This window comes from Knoellia altitudinis (assembly GCF_042666355.1).
Taxonomy (GTDB): domain Bacteria; phylum Actinomycetota; class Actinomycetes; order Actinomycetales; family Dermatophilaceae; genus Knoellia; species Knoellia altitudinis.
Window position 1 is genome coordinate 2,653,651 of record NZ_JBHTDK010000001.1, and the last position, 16,068, is coordinate 2,669,718.

Genomic DNA, 16,068 nt, shown 5'->3' on the forward strand with positions numbered 1-16,068 from the left:
GACACCGTCGACGGGTAGCGTGACCGACGTGAAGATCTCCGTGGTCGGCCTCGGATACGTCGGACTCTCCAACGCCGTCGTCCTCGCACAACGCCACGACGTCGTCGCCGTGGACCTCAGTGCCGAGCGCGTCGCACAGGTCAACCGGCGTGAGTCGCCGCTCGTGGACCCCGAGCTCGAGGACTACCTCGCCCACCACGACCTGTCGCTCACCGCCACCACGGAGGCCGCGACCGCGATGCCGGGCTCGGACTTCGTCATCGTCGCGACCCCCACCGACTACGACCCCGTCCGCGACTTCTTCGACACCTCGTCCGTCGAGTCGGTCATCGCGTCGGTTGCGACGCTGGCGCCCGAGGCGACCGTCGTCCTGAAGTCGACGGTGCCGGTCGGGTTCACCGAACGTATGCGAACGGCACACCCGGGACTCGACGTCGTCTTCTCACCGGAGTTCCTGCGGGAGGGCCGGGCCCTGCACGACAACCTGCACCCGAGCCGGGTCGTCGTCGGCGGGCACAGCGAGGCGGCGCACCGCTTCGGGGAGCTGCTCGTCGAGGGGGCCCTGGACGACGACGTGCCCCTGCTGCACACGAACCCGACCGAGGCCGAGGCGATCAAGCTGTTCGCCAACACCTTCCTCGCGATGCGCGTCGCCTACTTCAACGAGCTGGACACGTATGCCGTGTCGCACGGTCTCGACACCCGTTCCATCATCGACGGGGTGGGGTTGGACCCTCGCATCGGCTCGCACTACAACAACCCGTCTTTCGGCTACGGCGGCTACTGCCTGCCCAAGGACACCAAGCAGCTCCTCGCGAACTACAGCGACGTCCCGCAGAACCTCATCCGTGCCATCGTCGACTCCAACACGACGCGCAAGGACTTCATCGCCACCGACATCCTGCGCCGTAAGCCCCGAGTGGTCGGGATGTACCGGCTCATCATGAAGGCCGGGTCCGACAACTTCCGGGTGTCGAGCATCCAGGGGATCATGAAGCGGATCAAGGCCAAGGGCATCGAGGTCGTCCTCTACGAGCCCGCGCTCGACGAGGACCGGTTCTATCACTCCGAGGTCATCCGGGACCTCGACGAGTTCAAGCGCCGGTCCGACGTCATCGTGGCCAACAGGGTGAGCGACTTGCTCGACGACGTGGTCGACAAGGTCTACACCCGTGACCTCTTCGGGCGTGACTGATCCTGTCCACTCGAAGCCTTCAATCGTGAGCCTGCGCCGTGCCAGTGCCGTCGTCATTCTGGGCAGCGCCTTCGGCTTCGGCATCAACCTGCTGCTCACGCCCGTTCTCTCGCGCCTCTACTCACCCGAGGTCTTCGGTCTGTTCTCGACCGTCATTGCCGTTGCAACCTCCTTCGTGGGGATCTCGACCCTGCGTCTCGAGGTTCGGGCACAGTCGACGAGTGACGACGGTGACACGTGGTCGCTCTTCCGACTTGCGCTGGCAGCGGCGCTCGCGAGCACCCTCGTGTCCGGTGTGGCTGCCGCGACCGCAGTCGTGGCCGGCGCTCCGCTCGTGTGGCTGGCCGCGCCGGCAATCGTCCTGGCGGGCTCCGTCCAGATCGTCGGAGCCGCTACTCGGGTGCGGAAGCAGCAGTACCGTCACCTCGGCTTCGCCAACTTCGTGCAAGGAGCTGGCACGGGCATCGTGCAGGTCGCGGCCGGGGCCGTGTCCCCACAGGTGTGGTCACTCATCGCTGGGTTCCTCGCGGCGCGGCTGATCTGGTTGCGCGGTCTCTTCGGTCTGTCGAAGGCGACCCGGCCGCTGCGCGTCACGTGGCGAGAGAACCGTCGGTATGCCGTGACTGCCGGGACCAGCGCGGGCATCAACTCCGTAGCTGGTCAGCTGATCGTCATCCTGCCTGCGTTTTTTGTGGGCGCCGCGGTCGCCGGCGCTCTCGCGATGGCTATCCGGCTCCTGGTGAGCCCGCTCGCCATCGTCGCGCAGGGGTCGTCGGCAGCCGCCATCGGTGAGGTCGGGCGCCTAATCCGCGATCGACGGTCCTCGCTTCCGATCGTGGACAAGGCCATCCGCGACCTCTTCGTCGTGGGACTCCTGCCGTGCGTGGGTGCCGCGGTCCTGGGACCGCTGTTGGCTCCCGTGGTCCTGGGTCAGGAGTGGGCGCAGACGGGATCGCTGCTCTCCCTGCTGGCACCCGGTGCGCTGGCTCAGTTCGTCGGATCCCCTTGGGGTCAGCTGCTCAACGTCACTGGCAGGAGCGACTGGCTGCTTCGTTGGGACGTGCTGCGTCTTGTGCTCGTCGCTTCAGCCGTCGGGATTCCGCTGGTCATGGGCATGTCCGTCGCGGTAGCCGTCGGTACCTACTCCGCGTCACAGGTCCTGCTCTATGTTCTCCTCGTGGTGATCGTCCGTCGCTCCTTGCGCGTCTCGACCTGAGGGTCCTTGAACGACGGCATGGTCAGCATGAGCGCGAGCAGGACGAGTCCCCCATGGGTCGAGAGGACCGTGAGCGCTGCGGTGTTCGACGCTGCGATGAGGAAGAGGGTGAGGGCCGGGGCTGACACCTGCAACGGAAGGTGCATCGTCGCCTTGTCCACGCACCGCAGATAGATCGCCAGCACCGTGGCCATGACGAGCACGCCGGTGATGCCGAAGTTGGCGTAGCCGTCACCGATGAAGTTGACGTTGGCCGCGACGGTCGCGTTGCCGTAGGCCTCGAGACCGATCAGTCGGGCGGGACTGAGATCATACGGTGGCTGTCCCGTGAACGACAGCACGCTGTGGCGCAGGCCGTAGCGTTCGTTGCTGTCGAAGAAGTCGACGTAGCTCGCAGTGTTGAGGCCTGCGGTCGCAAGCGCACGACGGACGAGCAACGTCGTGAACGTGAAACCGCCTCGCACAGAGTCGAGCAGGGCAGCGACTGCGACGATGCCGCCAAAAGTCGTGATCCACCAGTGGCCTCCGCGGCGATGCACTGCCGTCAGCACGTAGGCAGCGATGGTGAGTGCTACACCCACGAGATAGGACTTGTAGCCGGTCATCGAGTAGAGCAGGGCGATGGCGACGACCGCCGAGCCGGTGATGGTGGCGTTGCGACGGTAAAGGCCGGTGGCGAGGACACCGGGGAGGATCCCGGCACCGACCCACCCCACGAGGTAGGCGCCGACGCTCGTGATGCTGCCTGAGAACTCCTCGCGCTGGCTGTACACGTCTGAGAGATTCAGGAAGGTGGGGGAGATGCCCGTGCTGAGGAACAGGTAGCCCATGGCCCCGGTAGTGGCTGAGGCCAGAGCCAGCCAGAACAGTCGTGGTGGGACCACCACGCCACGCCAGGGGATCCGGTCGCCCCGGAGAATCACTCGCATGAGGGCGAACGCGACGAGTGTGGTCAATTGGAGGACGAAGAGCCCCCAGGACTCGAGCTGCCCCCAAAAAGTGGGCACTGTCACGACGGGGAGGGCCACGGTGGCCAGCAGGAAGGCGAAGGCGGAGTGCGAGGGGAGCGCCCAGCGGCGAAAGGCCATCGCCCCGAGTGCGCCTGACGAGACAACCCACAGCACCAGCTCCAGTGCGCCAACCGGCCGATGGACGAACCCCAGGTAGGCGAACGGTTCGGCGATGAACCGCTCCGTGACGAAGGCGAGCAGACCGGCATACGCCACGGCTGTCACGGCCAACGTCTGAGTTCGGTTTGCCCCGTTGTCCATCCTCTCGACCGGGCTCGCCGTGCGCCGAGTGACCATCAGACGCTGTCGCGGACCATCCCGACGAGACGATCAGACTCGCCGTCGAACGTAAAGCGCCGCTCCAAGGCTGCTCGGCCGTTCTTGCCGAGTCGTTCGCATCGGTTCGGATCATCAAGGAGGGTTCGGGCGGCCTCGAGGATGGCGGCATCGTCGAGGGGGTCAACGAACAGCGCGCAGTCGTCCTCGCCGTACATCTCCTGCCATGCAGGAAAATGCGAAGCGATGAAGGGGCGACCCGCCGCCATGTACTCAAACATCTTCGTGGGTTGGCATTCGTAGTGGTTCGGCAACGGGTGGAACAGCACGATGCCGACATCGCCCCCGGCGATAAGCCCTGGAACGTCCTCGGCCGGCCGCATTCCGTGGTTCTCGACCAAGCCCCGCGTGGTCGCCGGGTGCTCGTCGAGCAGACCTTGGCCGGCTGCTGTGACGGGACCCGCCAGGACAAGGACTGCGGTGCCGTCGAGTGCGAGAACGAGGTCGAGCATCTGCTGTAGCCCGCGCTCGTGGCTGGAGCCCCCGACGTAGACCAGGCGGCGCCTCCGCGGCGCCGGGGTCGCCTCCGGGAAGTCGGACAACCAGGGATAGTTCTGCACGAGAACGGTCTTCGCGGACGGGAACTCGGTCCGGATGGACGGTGTCGCCACGACGACACGGTCGACGCCCATCCCGGCAAGTCGCTCGAGTGCACGGGTAGCAGCCGCGACGCCGCGGCGTGCCCGCACCGGGATGTAGGGCTTGCCCATCACCTGGCTGGGGAGGGACTCGTGGGCGTCGAAGACGACCGTCGTTGACGGGTGCCGAAGCTTCCACGCCAGAAGCAAAGGGATGAGCTCGGGATCGTGCGCGTGGACCAACGCCGGACGGAGCCTGCGCAGGTGGCCCCAGGTCGCGATCGGACCCCCAGCCATGCGGGCTAGGCGGCTCGAGCGGCGGGGGAGTCGGTGGATGGGGATGCCGTCGACGACGTCGGCTCCATCGTGCGAGGCGACGAGGTGGACGTCTATGCCGGCCTCGTGGAGGGCGCGGCACTCCTTGCGAAAGATCCGGTTGTCGGTCGACCGGTGCACTGTTGTGATGTGCACGACGCGTCCGGTGAGGTGCGTCATGGAGCTCTCCTGATGTGGGTGACGACGTGGTCGAGGATGCGTCCGAGTCGGTCGGCAGCCACGTCGCGCGAGAAGCGCTCGCTCACGATGCTCCGTCCCGTCCGGCCCCACGCGCGGCGTCGCTCCTCGGAGGCAGCGGCGACTCGCTGCAGGTTCTCGCCCAGGTCGTCGGGTCCACCCGTGTGGCCAGCCTCTCCATCGGAGACCACGGCGCGCAGACCCTCGCCCGCATTGCTGATGGTTGGAAGTCCCGCGGCCATGTAGTCGAACAGTTTGTTTGGGCTCATGCCCGACTTGAGTACGGGGAGAGGCTCGATACAGTGCACGCCGACATCTGCCGCCACGAGAAGCCGCGCCAGCTCCGACTTGGGCACCGGGTCCCGGAAGAAGACGTTGGGAAGGCTCTCGGCCTTCTTCTGCAGGCCGACCTTCTCGCTACCCGAGCCAACGAGGACCACATCCACATCCGGGTTCTCACGGGCTGCGTCGAGCAGAAGGTGGAGGGCGTTCGAGGGGCCGTGCGTCCCGGCATACACAGCCGTGAGGCGGTGGAAACCGAAGTCCTCACGCAGGGTCGTGCGGTCGTCATCGACGCTGAAGTCGTCGATGTCGGTCCCGTTGGAGATGACCGTGACCTTGTCGGCTGGGACACCGAGGCTGGCGAAGTGGCTCTCCCATCCCTCTGTCACGGCGACGATGTGATCAGCACTCTGATAGATCCAACGTTCCAGCCGGACAAGGACGCGGTGGAGGCCGGAGTCACGCCTCAGCGCATCGGCGCCAACGATCGACTCGGGCCACAGGTCTCGGACCTCGACGACGAGCGGCACGCGGCGGACCCTGGACACCGCCCAACCGGCCACCGGACTGAGGAGGTGCGGCGTGGAGGCATAGACCGCGTCGAGCTGGCGCTGGCGGACACCGACCCAGGTGGCTTGGATGGCGAACAGGGCCCAGCCAGCGACACGGACCAGTCCCGCGGAAGTGTATGCCGGGATGCGGACGAGCCGAAATCGGTGGTCCTCGGTGACATAGGCCTCCTGGGTCCCGTAGTTGCGGTGCCCCGCGACGAGCGTCGGCGCCCAGCCGTCGACCCTTGAGAAGAGATCGACGTGTCGGGTTCCGCCGCTCTGGCTGCGCGGGACCGCAAACTGGTTGAGGACGAGCACGTGCTTCATCTGGCGGGGACCCCTCGAACGGTGTTGTTGGCCTGGACATCTCGAGTGACGACTGCACCGGCTCCGACCACGGCGCCTGCGCCGACCGAGAGTCCCTGCAGCACGGTGGCATTGGCGCCGACGAGGGCCCGCTCTCCGATGGTGACTGCACCGGAGATGCAGGCCTGTGGGTTGAGTCTGGCGAACGCGCCGACGGTGCCGTCGTGGCCGACCGTGACGTTGTGGTCGACGTGAACGTGCTGGCCCAGCCGGATGTTGGTGCTGAGCCGTGCGCCTGCCGCGACGATCGTTCCGGGGGCGAGGGTGACGTCGGGGCCCACGGTGGCGTCCGGGTGGACGAGGACCGCCCATTCCACCTCGACGTTCGCGCTGGCAACGGCGTGCCTGACCGCGGGGTCGCCGATGGCGATGACCGCTGCGGTGTCGGGCCCTCCCGCAGTGATCGCGGCCAGATCGGCGACAACCCCGAGGTGAGCGACACCCAGTGCCTCGAGATGCGCGGAGGCAGAGGATGCCGGCGCGTCATCGAGGACCCCCACGAGTTCCCAAGTTGGCGTGACGGCGTTGACGGCAGCCACGATCTGCAGAACCTCGCGCCCGAAGCCTCCGGAGCCACACACGACGAGACGTCTCACTTCTCACTCCCCGACACGGAGTCGTTGCTGCCCATGAACTCGGGCATGGTGACATCGCCCTCGGCGGAGATTCCGTCACGTCGCAGGACTGCAGCGACCGTGCGCGCGATGATCGAGAGGTCGCCTCGGAAGCTGTGGTTGTCGACGTACTCGACGTCGAGTCCCAGCCGTTGCTCCCAGCTCACCGTGTTGCGCCCCGACACCTGTGCGAGACCGGTGAGCCCCGGCCGGACCTCGTGGCGCCGCGCCTGCTCGGGGGAGTAGCGGTCCAGGTAGCGCACCAGCAGCGGTCGCGGACCGACGAGGGACATGTCGCCGCGCACGATGTTCCACAACGTCGGCAGCTCGTCGAGGCTGGTCGAGCGAAGGAAGGTGCCGAAGGGGGTGAGCCGGTCGGCGTCCGTGACGAGGCCCTTGGCGGGATCGGGCTCGAGCATCGTGCGGAATTTGCGCATGACGAACACCCGTCCGCCGAGTCCCGGGCGCTCCTGGCTGAAGAGGACCGGGGACCCGAGCTTCCTGCGGACCGCCACGGCCACCACGGCCTGCACCGGAAGGGAGAGGACGAAGACCGGGAGCGACACGGCGAGGTCGAGGACCCGCTTGCCGTCGGTCACCCGGTGCGCCCCTCGAGCAGCGGCACGAGGGTGGAGAGGACCCGCTCGATCTGCGCGTCGGTGAGCTCGGAGCCTGAAGGCAGGGTCACCCCGGTCTCGAACAGGCGCTCCGCGGTGCCGGTGGTCACCGCTCGGGCAGTGGCGTAGAGCGGTTGCAGGTGCATCGGCTTCCACAGGTGCCTGGCCTCGATGCCGGCCGCATCGAGCGCCGCCATGACGGTGCTCGGGTCGGCAGCGATGCGCTCCGGGTCGAGGGTGATGCAGGTGAGCCAGTGGTTGTCCCCGGCGTCGCCGCCCTGGTCCCGACCGAGGAAGGTGACACCGTCCAGGTGGTCGAGCGCCACGGCATACCGGTCCCGGATCTCCCGACGGCGGGCGATCATCTCGTCGAGCCGCTCGAGCTGGCCGATCCCCAACGCCGCCAGGATGTTGGACATGCGGTAGTTGTAGCCGACCTCTGTGTGTTCGTACCAGGGCGCGGGCTGGCGGGCCTGCGTGGAGAGGTAGCGGGCCCGCTCGAGCAGGTCGCCGTCGTTGCTGACCAGCATGCCCCCGCCCGACGTCGTCATGATCTTGTTGCCGTTGAAGGACAGTGCCGCGGCGCGACCGAACGAGCCCGCAGGGCGTCCCGCATGGGTCGCGCCGAGCGCCTCGGCCGCGTCCTCGATGAGGGGCACCCCCAGGGCGACGAGCCGGTCGCCCAGGCTCGTGTAGTCGCAGCAGCGTCCGAAGAGGTCCACCGTCATCACGGCAGCGACGGTCCGGCCCTCGGCCTGCAACGTCCCGACCGTGTCGATGAGCAGGTCGACATCGAGGTTGGCGTCATCGAGGGAGTCGACGAAGACGGGCTCGGCGCCGGTGTAGGCGACGGCGTTGGCGGACGCGGCGAACGTCATCGACGGCAGGACGACGACGGTGCCGGGGCCGGCGCCGGAGTCGAGCAGCGCGAGGTGCAGCGCGGCGGTGCCGGACGAGAGGGCGAGGGCCCCCTCCACGCCGCAGCGGTCAGCGATCTCCCGCTCGAACCGGTCGACCATGGGCCCCAACGGGGCGACCCAGCCGGAGCGGAGGGCCTCGAGGACGTACTTCTCCTCGACGTCCGTGACGTGGGCCCGCGAGAGGAAGATGCGCTCGGTCATGTGAGTACTCTGCCCGTCGTCGACTTCTCGAGCATCCACTCCCGGGCGGATTCGGGTTCGTCGACGCCGGAGCCGGCGATCTCGTGGAGCGAGATCGCGGGCACTGCGACCTTGTTGATGAGCGAGTGACCCGCTGACGAGATGTCCTCGCCGGAGGCGAAGAGCTCCTCCGAGAGCTTCTCGCCGGGGCGCATGCCCGTGAAGACGATCTCGATCCCGGGCTTCTCCGACAGGTCGATGAGCGTGTGCGCCACGTCGAGGATCTTGACCGGCTGACCCATGTCGAGGACCATCACGTCGCCGTTGGCGCCGATGGCGGAGGCCTGCAGCACGAGCTGGCTCGCCTCGGGGATGAGCATGAAGTAGCGCTCGACCTCGGGGTGGGTCACGGTGACCGGCCCGCCGAGCTCGATCTGCGCGGTGAAGGCCGTGATGACCGAACCGCGCGACCCGAGGACGTTGCCGAAGCGGACACTGACGTAGGTGCCGTGGTGGTGCTCGGCGAACTCCGCGGTGAGACGCTCCGCCAGCCGTTTGCTGTAGCCCAGGACGCACGTGGGGCTCGCGGCCTTGTCGGTGGAGATGTTGACGAAGGTGTCGACGTCGACCGCCTCGGCCGCGGTGAGGACGTTGGCGGTGCCGAGCACGTTGGTCTGCCAGGCCTCGAGGGGGAACTGCTCCAACAAGGTGAGGTGCTTGAGCGCTGCGGCGTGGAAGACGACCTCGGGTCGCTCGTTCTCGAAGACCCGCTGGAGGGCGGCCGGGTCCCTGATGTCGCAGAGGGCGAGCGTCCCGTCATCGAGGAGTGCGCGACCGGTGAGGCTCATCTGCGTCGCGTGCAGGGCCGACTCGTCACGATCGAGGAGGACGAGCTTGGCCGGGCTGAACTTGGCGATCTGACGCACCAGCTCGGAGCCGATCGAGCCGCCGGCCCCTGTGACGAGAACGCGCTTGCCCGTGATCGTGTCGGAGATCGTCGCGGCGTCCATGGTGATCTGCTGGCGGCCCAAGAGGTCCTCGAGGTTGAGCTGACGCAGGTCCGCCCCACTGGCTGGGCCGAGGAGGCGCCCCACCGGCGGAAGCACGAGCAGGTCGAGTGCATGGTTTCTAGCCAGCGTGCGGATCTCACGCAGTCGTTCGGCGGTGATCGATGGCATGGCCACGGCGAGGGTGGTGGCCCCCGTGCGCTCGATCACCTCCGACAGGCGGTCGGCGCCGCCGGAGACGCGGTGTCCCTCGATGGGCATGCGGCGCTTGCGCGGGTCGTCGTCGACGACGGCCACCGGCACCAGCCTGCCGCCGGTGGACGTGTCCCGGCTGAGCGCCCGCAGCAGCTGTCGCCCGCCCTCGCCGGCTCCGTAGACGACGACCGGCGTGTCGTTGTCCCCGACGTCGAGGCGTCCCCAGCGATAGGAACGGATGATGAAGCGGAGGGCGAACATGCCCACGAGGGCGATGACGGGGACGATGAAGGGCAGGCTGCGGGGGATAGTGAACCAGTCGGTGAGGAACCGGAGCGCCATGAGCGCCACGCCCACGATGAGGGCGGTCCGGGCCACCTGAGCGGTCTCCTCGAAGGAGCCGCGTCGGTGGGGGTGGTGCACCATGCCAAGGGTCACGCCGGTAACGAGCTGCAGCAGTCCGGCGGCGCTGGCATAGGCCAGGATTTCGGCGTCCGTAGCCAGGCGTGCGTCCATGTCGAACCGGATCCACGCGGCAGCGAGAACGGCCAGGGACACGATGAGCGCGTCGAGGAGGGTCCAACCGAGGCGGACGGCGAGGTCGCGGTGTTCCAGACGCGAGGACACAGTGGCTGCTTGCTCCGTGGTTCGTGAAGTGGTGGTGCCCATCAGGACGCAAAATTGCTATTGACGGCGCACAACCAGACTAGTCGACAGTCACCGGTACTGTTGAATGCGACACCGGAGGCCGAGAGGGCCGACCCCACGTGAGGATTGTCCGTTGGACCTGATGAGCTATGTGCAGATCCTGCGACGTCGCTGGCGCACCCTGACCGCAGTCGCGCTTGTCGTCGTCGGGCTGTCCGCGCTGCTGACCCTCATGGCGACTCCGCTCTATACATCGAGCACTCAGTTCTTCGTGTCGACGGCCGGTTCTCAGGACAGCAGCCAACTCGCTCAAGGGGGAACGTTCACCCAGCAGCGGGTGAAGTCCTACAGCGAGCTCCTCAAGTCGCCCAAGCTCCTCGACCCGGTGATCGCCCGGTCGGGTATCGACGACAAGTCCGGCGCGCTGGCAGGCAAGATCACCGCGACCACCCCGCCCGACACGGTCCTCATCGACGTCACGGTGACGGACGCGAACCCGATCAAGGCCCGCGACATCGCGCAGGCCATCGCCGAGACCTTCCCGACGGTGGTCTCCGATTTGGAGCGGGTCAACGCCGACACCGTCAGCCCGGTCAAGGTGACGTTGCTGCGTGAACCCACCGAGGCGACCGCGCCGGTCAGCCCCCGACCGTTGCGCAACCTCGCACTCGGCGGCGTCCTCGGGCTTCTGCTCGGATTTGGTGCAGCTGTGCTCAAGCAGCTGCTCGACACCAAGCTCCGTACCAAGGAGGACGTCGAAGGCCTCACTGACACGGTCGTCCTGGGGGGGATTCCCTTCGACGCCGACGCGGCAAAGCACCCCCTGATCATCCAGGCTGACCCGCTCGCAGGTCGGGCCGAGGCGTTCCGGAGCCTGCGGACCAACCTCCAGTTCGTCGACGCCACGAACCACCCGCGCGTCATCGTCATCACCTCGTCGATCGCGGGGGAGGGCAAGTCGAGCACGACCGCGAACCTGGCCCTGGCGATGGCCGAGTCGGGCGCGAGCGTGTGCGTCGTCGAGGGAGACCTGCGTCGCCCCCGTCTGCTTACCTACCTCGGTCTCGAGGGCTCCGTCGGGCTCACGGACGTCCTTATCGGCCGCTACGACCTCGACGACGTGCTGCAGCCTTTCGGTGCTCACTCGCTCACCGTCCTCGGGGCCGGGGCCACACCGCCGAACCCCAGCGAGCTGCTCGGTTCGACTGCGATGCGCACGCTCCTGGACGACCTGCGCAACCGGTTCGACTACGTGCTCATCGACGGGGCACCGGTCCTGCCGGTCACCGACTCCACGGTGCTCACCCGGCTTGCCGACGGCGCCATCGTCGTGGCGGGCAGCGGCATCGTCAGCAGGGAACAGTTCGGCCACGCTCTGCAGACCTTCGAGACCGTCAGCGGGACCGTCCTTGGAATTGTCCTCAACCGCATCCCGCGACAGGCGCGGGGCGCCTACGACTACCGCTACGAGTACCGGCCGGACTCGCTTCCCGACCCCCAGGGGCGCGGCTCACGCCGTCGTCGCAAGGCCACGGACGACACGACGCGTCCGCGCAAGGACCTCGTCGGCAGCTGAGTCAGCCGCGTAGGGCCTTCACGACGGCCGGCAGGGACGTGGAGATCTCGACGACCATCTGGTCGAAGACCTGCGGAGGCTGCCGGTAGGGGTCCACGACCCCGGAGTCCTTCGGCAGCCGGGGATTGACGACGCCACGCTTCGCGATGGCCGCGGCCGCCACCCTGGCCACATGATTGTCGCCCTTCGCCGCGTCGATCTCGGCTGGGGTCACCGCGGCGAGCAGGTCTCCGAGGTCATGGAGGGCGAACCCGTAGCGGAGAGCGCGCGGATGGAGCGGGACGACCTGAGACAGGTGGTCGCGCGTCGCCGTGATGACGAGGTCGGCACCGGCCACGAGCTCGCGGGTGACCGGTTGGGCGGCGAAGCCCTTGGCATCGGCACCCACGGACTCCAGGCGGCTGGCGGACTGAGGGTCGATCGGCGCGCCGACCAGGGCGCCCGTGCCTGCGCTAGCGACGGTGACCCCCGTCCCGGCGAGCTCCTGGGCCAGGACTCGCTCGATGTAGGGAGAGCGACAGATGTTGCCCGTGCAGACGATCAGGACGTGTCCGGACGAGGCGTTGGCATCCACCCCCCGGTCCATGACCAAAAGCGTATACGCAGTGTGGCTAGGCTTGTCTGGTGCGTCTCATTTCCGCGAATGTCAACGGAATTCGCGCGGCCGCACGTCGCGGAGGGTTGGACTGGCTGGCCGCGCAGCACGCCGACGTCATTGCGCTGCAGGAGGTCCGGGCCACCGACGACCAGCTGCGCGAAGTCCTGGACGGCAGCCCGTTGGCGCGCTGGCACGTCAGCTGCGCGTCCGGAAGCGCGAAGGGTCACGCGGGCGTGGCCGTGCTCACCCGTCAGGCCCCTGCCCGGCTCAGCAGCCACCTCGGCCCGGTCGAGTTCGCGGATTCCGGGCGATGGATCGAGGTCGACGTGCTTGGGCCAGGGGGCCCGGTCACCGTCATCTCCACCTACGTCCACACCGGTGAGGCGGGCACCCCCAGGCAGGACGAGAAGCACCGCTTCCTCGATGCCGTTGGTTTCCGCCTCGCGCAGCTGGCCGACGACGGCGGTTGTGCCGTCCTCACCGGTGACCTCAACATCTGTCACTCGGCGGACGACCTGAAGAACTGGAAGGGCAACCTGGGCAGGTCCGGCTTCCTGCCCGCGGAGCAGGCCCACCTGGACGACTGGGTGGGCACCCACGGCTACGTCGACGTCCACCGCGCCCTACACGGGCCGGGGCCCGGCCCGTACACGTGGTGGTCGTGGCGGGGCAAGGCCTTCGACAACGACGCCGGGTGGCGGATCGACTACCACTTCGCTAGCGCGCCGCTCGCCAACATGGCGACGCGTGCGGAGGTCGGCCGCGCGGCGGCATACGCGGATCGTTGGAGCGATCACGCACCGCTGACGATCGACTACGACCTCACCCTCGCATGTCGCGATGGGGCGCCGGTCGCAGGCGAACCTGCGGGTCGGTGGTGTGTCCTGGCGGAATCTTCTAGTCCTTTAGGGTGAGGCACTGTGATCCCTCCCGCTGCCAGATCTGATCCGTCGATGTCGTCGTCTCGGCGAGGCGTGCGGATCAGCCAGAGCGCGGACGTGTCGCCCGAGGCGGTCATCGGCTCCGGTACGTCGATCTGGCACTTAGCTCAGGTCAGGGAAATGGCCGTCGTCGGGCAGGATTGCATCGTGGGGCGAGGCGCCTACGTCGGCACCGGCGTCGTCATGGGGGACAACTGCAAGCTTCAGAACTACGCGCTCGTCTATGAGCCTGCCGTCCTGGAGGACGGCGTGTTCGTGGGCCCCGCGGTCGTCTTCACGAACGACGATTTCCCTCGCTCCGTGGACCCGGACGGGTCACTCAAGCGTGGTGATGACTGGGAAGCAGTGGGTGTGACGTGCAGACGGGGTTCTTCGATCGGAGCGCGGTCCGTGTGTGTCGCCCCAGTGACAATCGGTCGTTGGGCGCTTGTCGCAGCTGGTTCGGTCGTCACCAAGGATGTCCCTGATTTCGCGCTCGTGGCTGGAGTGCCCGCCCGGCGCATACGGTGGGTCGGCCGCGCTGGCGTTCCGCTCGAGGCCGGCCCTGAGCCGGATACATGGGTCTGCCCCAGGACTGGGGAGATGTACATCGAAGACAACGAAAGCCTGACGGAGGCCACGCAGTGAACGAGTTCATCCCCCCGGCGAAACCCCTCATCGGCGATGAGGAGCGCGCCGCCGTCGACCGGGTCCTTCGCAGCGGAATGCTGGCGCAGGGTCCCGAGGTCAAGGCTTTCGAGGACGAGTTCTCCGCCCACTTCAATCTCGGTCGAGCCTGCGTTGCGGTCAACTCCGGCACCAGCGGCCAGCACCTGGGCCTTCTTTCCAGTGGCGTCACAGCAGGTGACGAGGTCATCGTCCCGTCGTTCACCTTTGCCGCGACCTGCAACTCCGTGGCTCTGACCGGTGCCACGCCAGTCTTCGCCGACATCGACGCCGACGACTTCTGCCTCAGCCCGACCGCCATTGAGGCCAAGATCACCGACAGGACCGTCGGAATCATGCCGGTTCACCTCTACGGACACCCTGCCAAGATGGACCAGATCATGGCGATCGCCGACAAGCACGGGCTCCAGGTCTACGAGGACGCGGCGCAGGCCCACGGCGCCTCCCTCGGCGGAACGCCGGTCGGCGCATTCGGGACGTTCGCGATGTTCTCGCTCTACCCGACGAAAAACATGACATCCGGCGAGGGCGGAATGGTCTCCATCGCGGAGCCCGAGATCGAGCGACTCATGCGTCTCTACCGCAACCAAGGCATGGAGAGGCAGTACCACAACGAGGTCATCGGCTTCAACGCGCGCATGACGGACATCCATGCTGCCATCGGGCGCGAGCAGCTCAAGAAGGTCAATGCCTGGACCAAGGCGCGACAGGACAACGCCGCCTACTTCAGCGCCAACCTCCAGGGCGTCACCGCGCCGCCCGTCGCCGAGGGCGCCGTGCACGTCTACCACCAGTACACGGTGCGAGTGGCTGAGGACCGGGACGGATTCGCCGCCGCGCTCAAGGAGCAGTTCAAGGTCGGTTCCGGCATGTTCTACCCCGTGCCCAACCACCAGCTGACGCCGTTCGCCGGCACGACGGACGAGGCCGACCTGCCTGAGACGATGAAGGCAGCCGCCCAGTGCCTCTCGCTCCCCGTCCACCCGAGCCTGAGCCAGGGCGACCTCGAGCGCATCGTCGAGGGCGTCAACACGCTCGCAAGGGCCGGTGCCTGATGACAAACCTGCGCGCCGGCCTCATCGGCCTCGGCATGATGGGCCGTCACCACGGCCGGGTCCTTGCGAGCCTGCCCGGAGTCGAGCTCGTCGCCGTGGCCGACCCGGGCGGTGACGTCCACGGCGTCGCTGGCGGCCGTCCTGTGCTTGCCGGCATCGAGCGGCTCATCGAGCAGGGCATCGACTACTGCATGGTCGCGGTTCCGACCATCTACCACGAGCAGGTCGGCCTCGCGCTCGCCGAGGCCGGAGTGCACGCGATCATCGAAAAGCCGCTTGCTCAAGACACTCCGGCCGCCACCAAGATCGCCCAGGCGTTCGAGGCCAAGGGACTCGTTGGCGCGGTTGGACACATCGAGCGCTACAACCCGGCTCTTCAGGAGGCGCGTCGCCGTCTCGAGGCCGGTGACCTCGGTGACGTCTACCAGGTGAGCACCCGTCGCCAGGGCCCGTTCCCGGCGCGTATCGCCGACGTCGGCGTCGTCAAGGACCTCGGGACGCATGACATCGACCTCACCGCGTGGGTCACGCAGCAGACGTTCGCCTCAGTGGCGGCGCGGACGGCATACAAGAGCGGTCGCGAGTTCGAGGACCTCGTCGCGGTGACTGGTCAGCTGTCCAACGGAGTGGTGACCAACCACCTCGTCAACTGGCTGTCGCCGCTCAAGGAGCGCGTCACGATCATCACCGGTGAGAAGGGCGCCTTCGTCGCCGACACGCTCACCGCCGACCTCACCTTCTACGCCAACGGCGAGGTGCAGACGACCTGGGACGACATCGCGAACTTCCGTGGTGTCTCCGAGGGTGACGTCGTCCGCTACGCGATCTCCAAGCCGGAGCCGCTGCGTGTCGAGCATGAGCAGTTCCGCGACGCAGTTCTCGGCAAGGACGCCGACATCGTGACGATGACCCAGGGTCTGCAGACGGTGCGGGTCGCCGAGGCCTGCATCGAGTCGGCAACAACGGGGCGGACCGTCACGCTCTGAGGTTTCGCGGACGAACAC

At 67.6% G+C, this 16,068-nt stretch carries 15 protein-coding genes; 7 read left to right on the plus strand and 8 right to left on the minus strand.

Annotated elements, in window-relative coordinates:
* Positions 1 to 28: 28 nt before the first annotated feature.
* Both ACFQW8_RS12490 and ACFQW8_RS12495 read left to right on the plus strand, forming a co-directional pair.
* Positions 29 to 1,195 (plus strand): nucleotide sugar dehydrogenase, encoded by a 1,167-nt coding sequence (locus tag ACFQW8_RS12490; protein WP_380087807.1) that lies wholly within the window; start codon positions 29 to 31, stop codon positions 1,193 to 1,195.
* 25 nt (positions 1,196 to 1,220) lie between these two features.
* The gene (locus ACFQW8_RS12495; RefSeq protein WP_380087809.1) at positions 1,221 to 2,411 is read left to right on the plus strand and encodes an oligosaccharide flippase family protein; all 1,191 of its coding nucleotides are present in this window, start codon (positions 1,221 to 1,223) and stop codon (positions 2,409 to 2,411) included.
* On the opposite strand, the gene ACFQW8_RS12500 is transcribed toward ACFQW8_RS12495, so the two are convergent.
* The 7 genes from ACFQW8_RS12500 to ACFQW8_RS12530 all read right to left on the minus strand — a co-directional run bounded on the left by ACFQW8_RS12500 (position 2,360) and on the right by ACFQW8_RS12530 (position 10,207).
* The gene (locus ACFQW8_RS12500) at positions 2,360 to 3,646 is read right to left on the minus strand and encodes a hypothetical protein (RefSeq protein WP_380087811.1); all 1,287 of its coding nucleotides are present in this window, start codon (positions 3,644 to 3,646) and stop codon (positions 2,360 to 2,362) included. The genes ACFQW8_RS12495 and ACFQW8_RS12500 overlap by 52 nt on opposite strands.
* 71 nt (positions 3,647 to 3,717) lie before the next feature.
* Positions 3,718 to 4,830, minus strand: coding sequence for a glycosyltransferase family 4 protein (locus ACFQW8_RS12505; RefSeq protein ID WP_380087813.1), 1,113 nt, complete (start codon positions 4,828 to 4,830; stop codon positions 3,718 to 3,720).
* The gene (locus tag ACFQW8_RS12510) at positions 4,827 to 6,008 is read right to left on the minus strand and encodes a glycosyltransferase family 4 protein (RefSeq protein ID WP_380087814.1); all 1,182 of its coding nucleotides are present in this window, start codon (positions 6,006 to 6,008) and stop codon (positions 4,827 to 4,829) included. Before ACFQW8_RS12510 ends, ACFQW8_RS12505 begins: the two co-directional genes overlap by 4 nt.
* A complete protein-coding gene (locus ACFQW8_RS12515; protein ID WP_380087815.1) occupies positions 6,005 to 6,643 on the minus strand; it encodes a NeuD/PglB/VioB family sugar acetyltransferase in 639 nt (212 codons plus the stop codon). Before ACFQW8_RS12515 ends, ACFQW8_RS12510 begins: the two co-directional genes overlap by 4 nt.
* Entirely contained in the window at positions 6,640 to 7,260 is a 621-nt protein-coding gene (locus ACFQW8_RS12520; protein WP_380087816.1) for a sugar transferase, read from the minus strand. Before ACFQW8_RS12520 ends, ACFQW8_RS12515 begins: the two co-directional genes overlap by 4 nt.
* On the minus strand, positions 7,257 to 8,399 hold the full coding sequence (locus ACFQW8_RS12525) for a DegT/DnrJ/EryC1/StrS family aminotransferase (protein WP_380087817.1): 1,143 nt from the start codon (positions 8,397 to 8,399) through the stop codon (positions 7,257 to 7,259). Before ACFQW8_RS12525 ends, ACFQW8_RS12520 begins: the two co-directional genes overlap by 4 nt.
* Positions 8,396 to 10,207, minus strand: a complete 1,812-nt coding sequence (locus tag ACFQW8_RS12530; RefSeq protein ID WP_380087818.1) for a polysaccharide biosynthesis protein — start codon at positions 10,205 to 10,207, stop codon at positions 8,396 to 8,398. The genes ACFQW8_RS12525 and ACFQW8_RS12530 overlap by 4 nt, the downstream gene beginning before the upstream one ends.
* A 163-nt stretch (positions 10,208 to 10,370) precedes the next feature.
* On the opposite strand from ACFQW8_RS12530, the gene ACFQW8_RS12535 reads away from it, so the two are divergent.
* The gene (locus tag ACFQW8_RS12535) at positions 10,371 to 11,804 is read left to right on the plus strand and encodes a polysaccharide biosynthesis tyrosine autokinase (RefSeq protein ID WP_380087819.1); all 1,434 of its coding nucleotides are present in this window, start codon (positions 10,371 to 10,373) and stop codon (positions 11,802 to 11,804) included.
* A 1-nt stretch (position 11,805) separates the two neighbouring features.
* On the opposite strand, the gene ACFQW8_RS12540 is transcribed toward ACFQW8_RS12535, so the two are convergent.
* Positions 11,806 to 12,390, minus strand: a complete 585-nt coding sequence (locus tag ACFQW8_RS12540) for an arsenate-mycothiol transferase ArsC (RefSeq protein ID WP_380087820.1) — start codon at positions 12,388 to 12,390, stop codon at positions 11,806 to 11,808.
* Between the two features lie 38 nt (positions 12,391 to 12,428).
* On the opposite strand from ACFQW8_RS12540, the gene ACFQW8_RS12545 reads away from it, so the two are divergent.
* The 4 genes from ACFQW8_RS12545 to ACFQW8_RS12560 are packed head-to-tail and all read left to right on the plus strand — an operon-like array spanning position 12,429 to position 16,050.
* Positions 12,429 to 13,316 carry an exodeoxyribonuclease III gene (locus ACFQW8_RS12545; RefSeq protein ID WP_380087821.1) on the plus strand — a complete coding sequence of 296 codons (888 nt, stop codon included), beginning with the start codon at positions 12,429 to 12,431 and terminating at the stop codon, positions 13,314 to 13,316.
* Positions 13,317 to 13,376: 60 nt separating this feature from the next.
* Positions 13,377 to 13,970, plus strand: a complete 594-nt coding sequence (locus ACFQW8_RS12550; protein ID WP_380087822.1) for an acyltransferase — start codon at positions 13,377 to 13,379, stop codon at positions 13,968 to 13,970.
* A complete protein-coding gene (locus tag ACFQW8_RS12555; protein ID WP_380087824.1) occupies positions 13,967 to 15,064 on the plus strand; it encodes a DegT/DnrJ/EryC1/StrS family aminotransferase in 1,098 nt (365 codons plus the stop codon). Before ACFQW8_RS12550 ends, ACFQW8_RS12555 begins: the two co-directional genes overlap by 4 nt.
* Positions 15,064 to 16,050 (plus strand): Gfo/Idh/MocA family protein, encoded by a 987-nt coding sequence (locus tag ACFQW8_RS12560; RefSeq protein ID WP_380087825.1) that lies wholly within the window; start codon positions 15,064 to 15,066, stop codon positions 16,048 to 16,050. Before ACFQW8_RS12555 ends, ACFQW8_RS12560 begins: the two co-directional genes overlap by 1 nt.
* Positions 16,051 to 16,068: the final 18 nt, after the last annotated feature.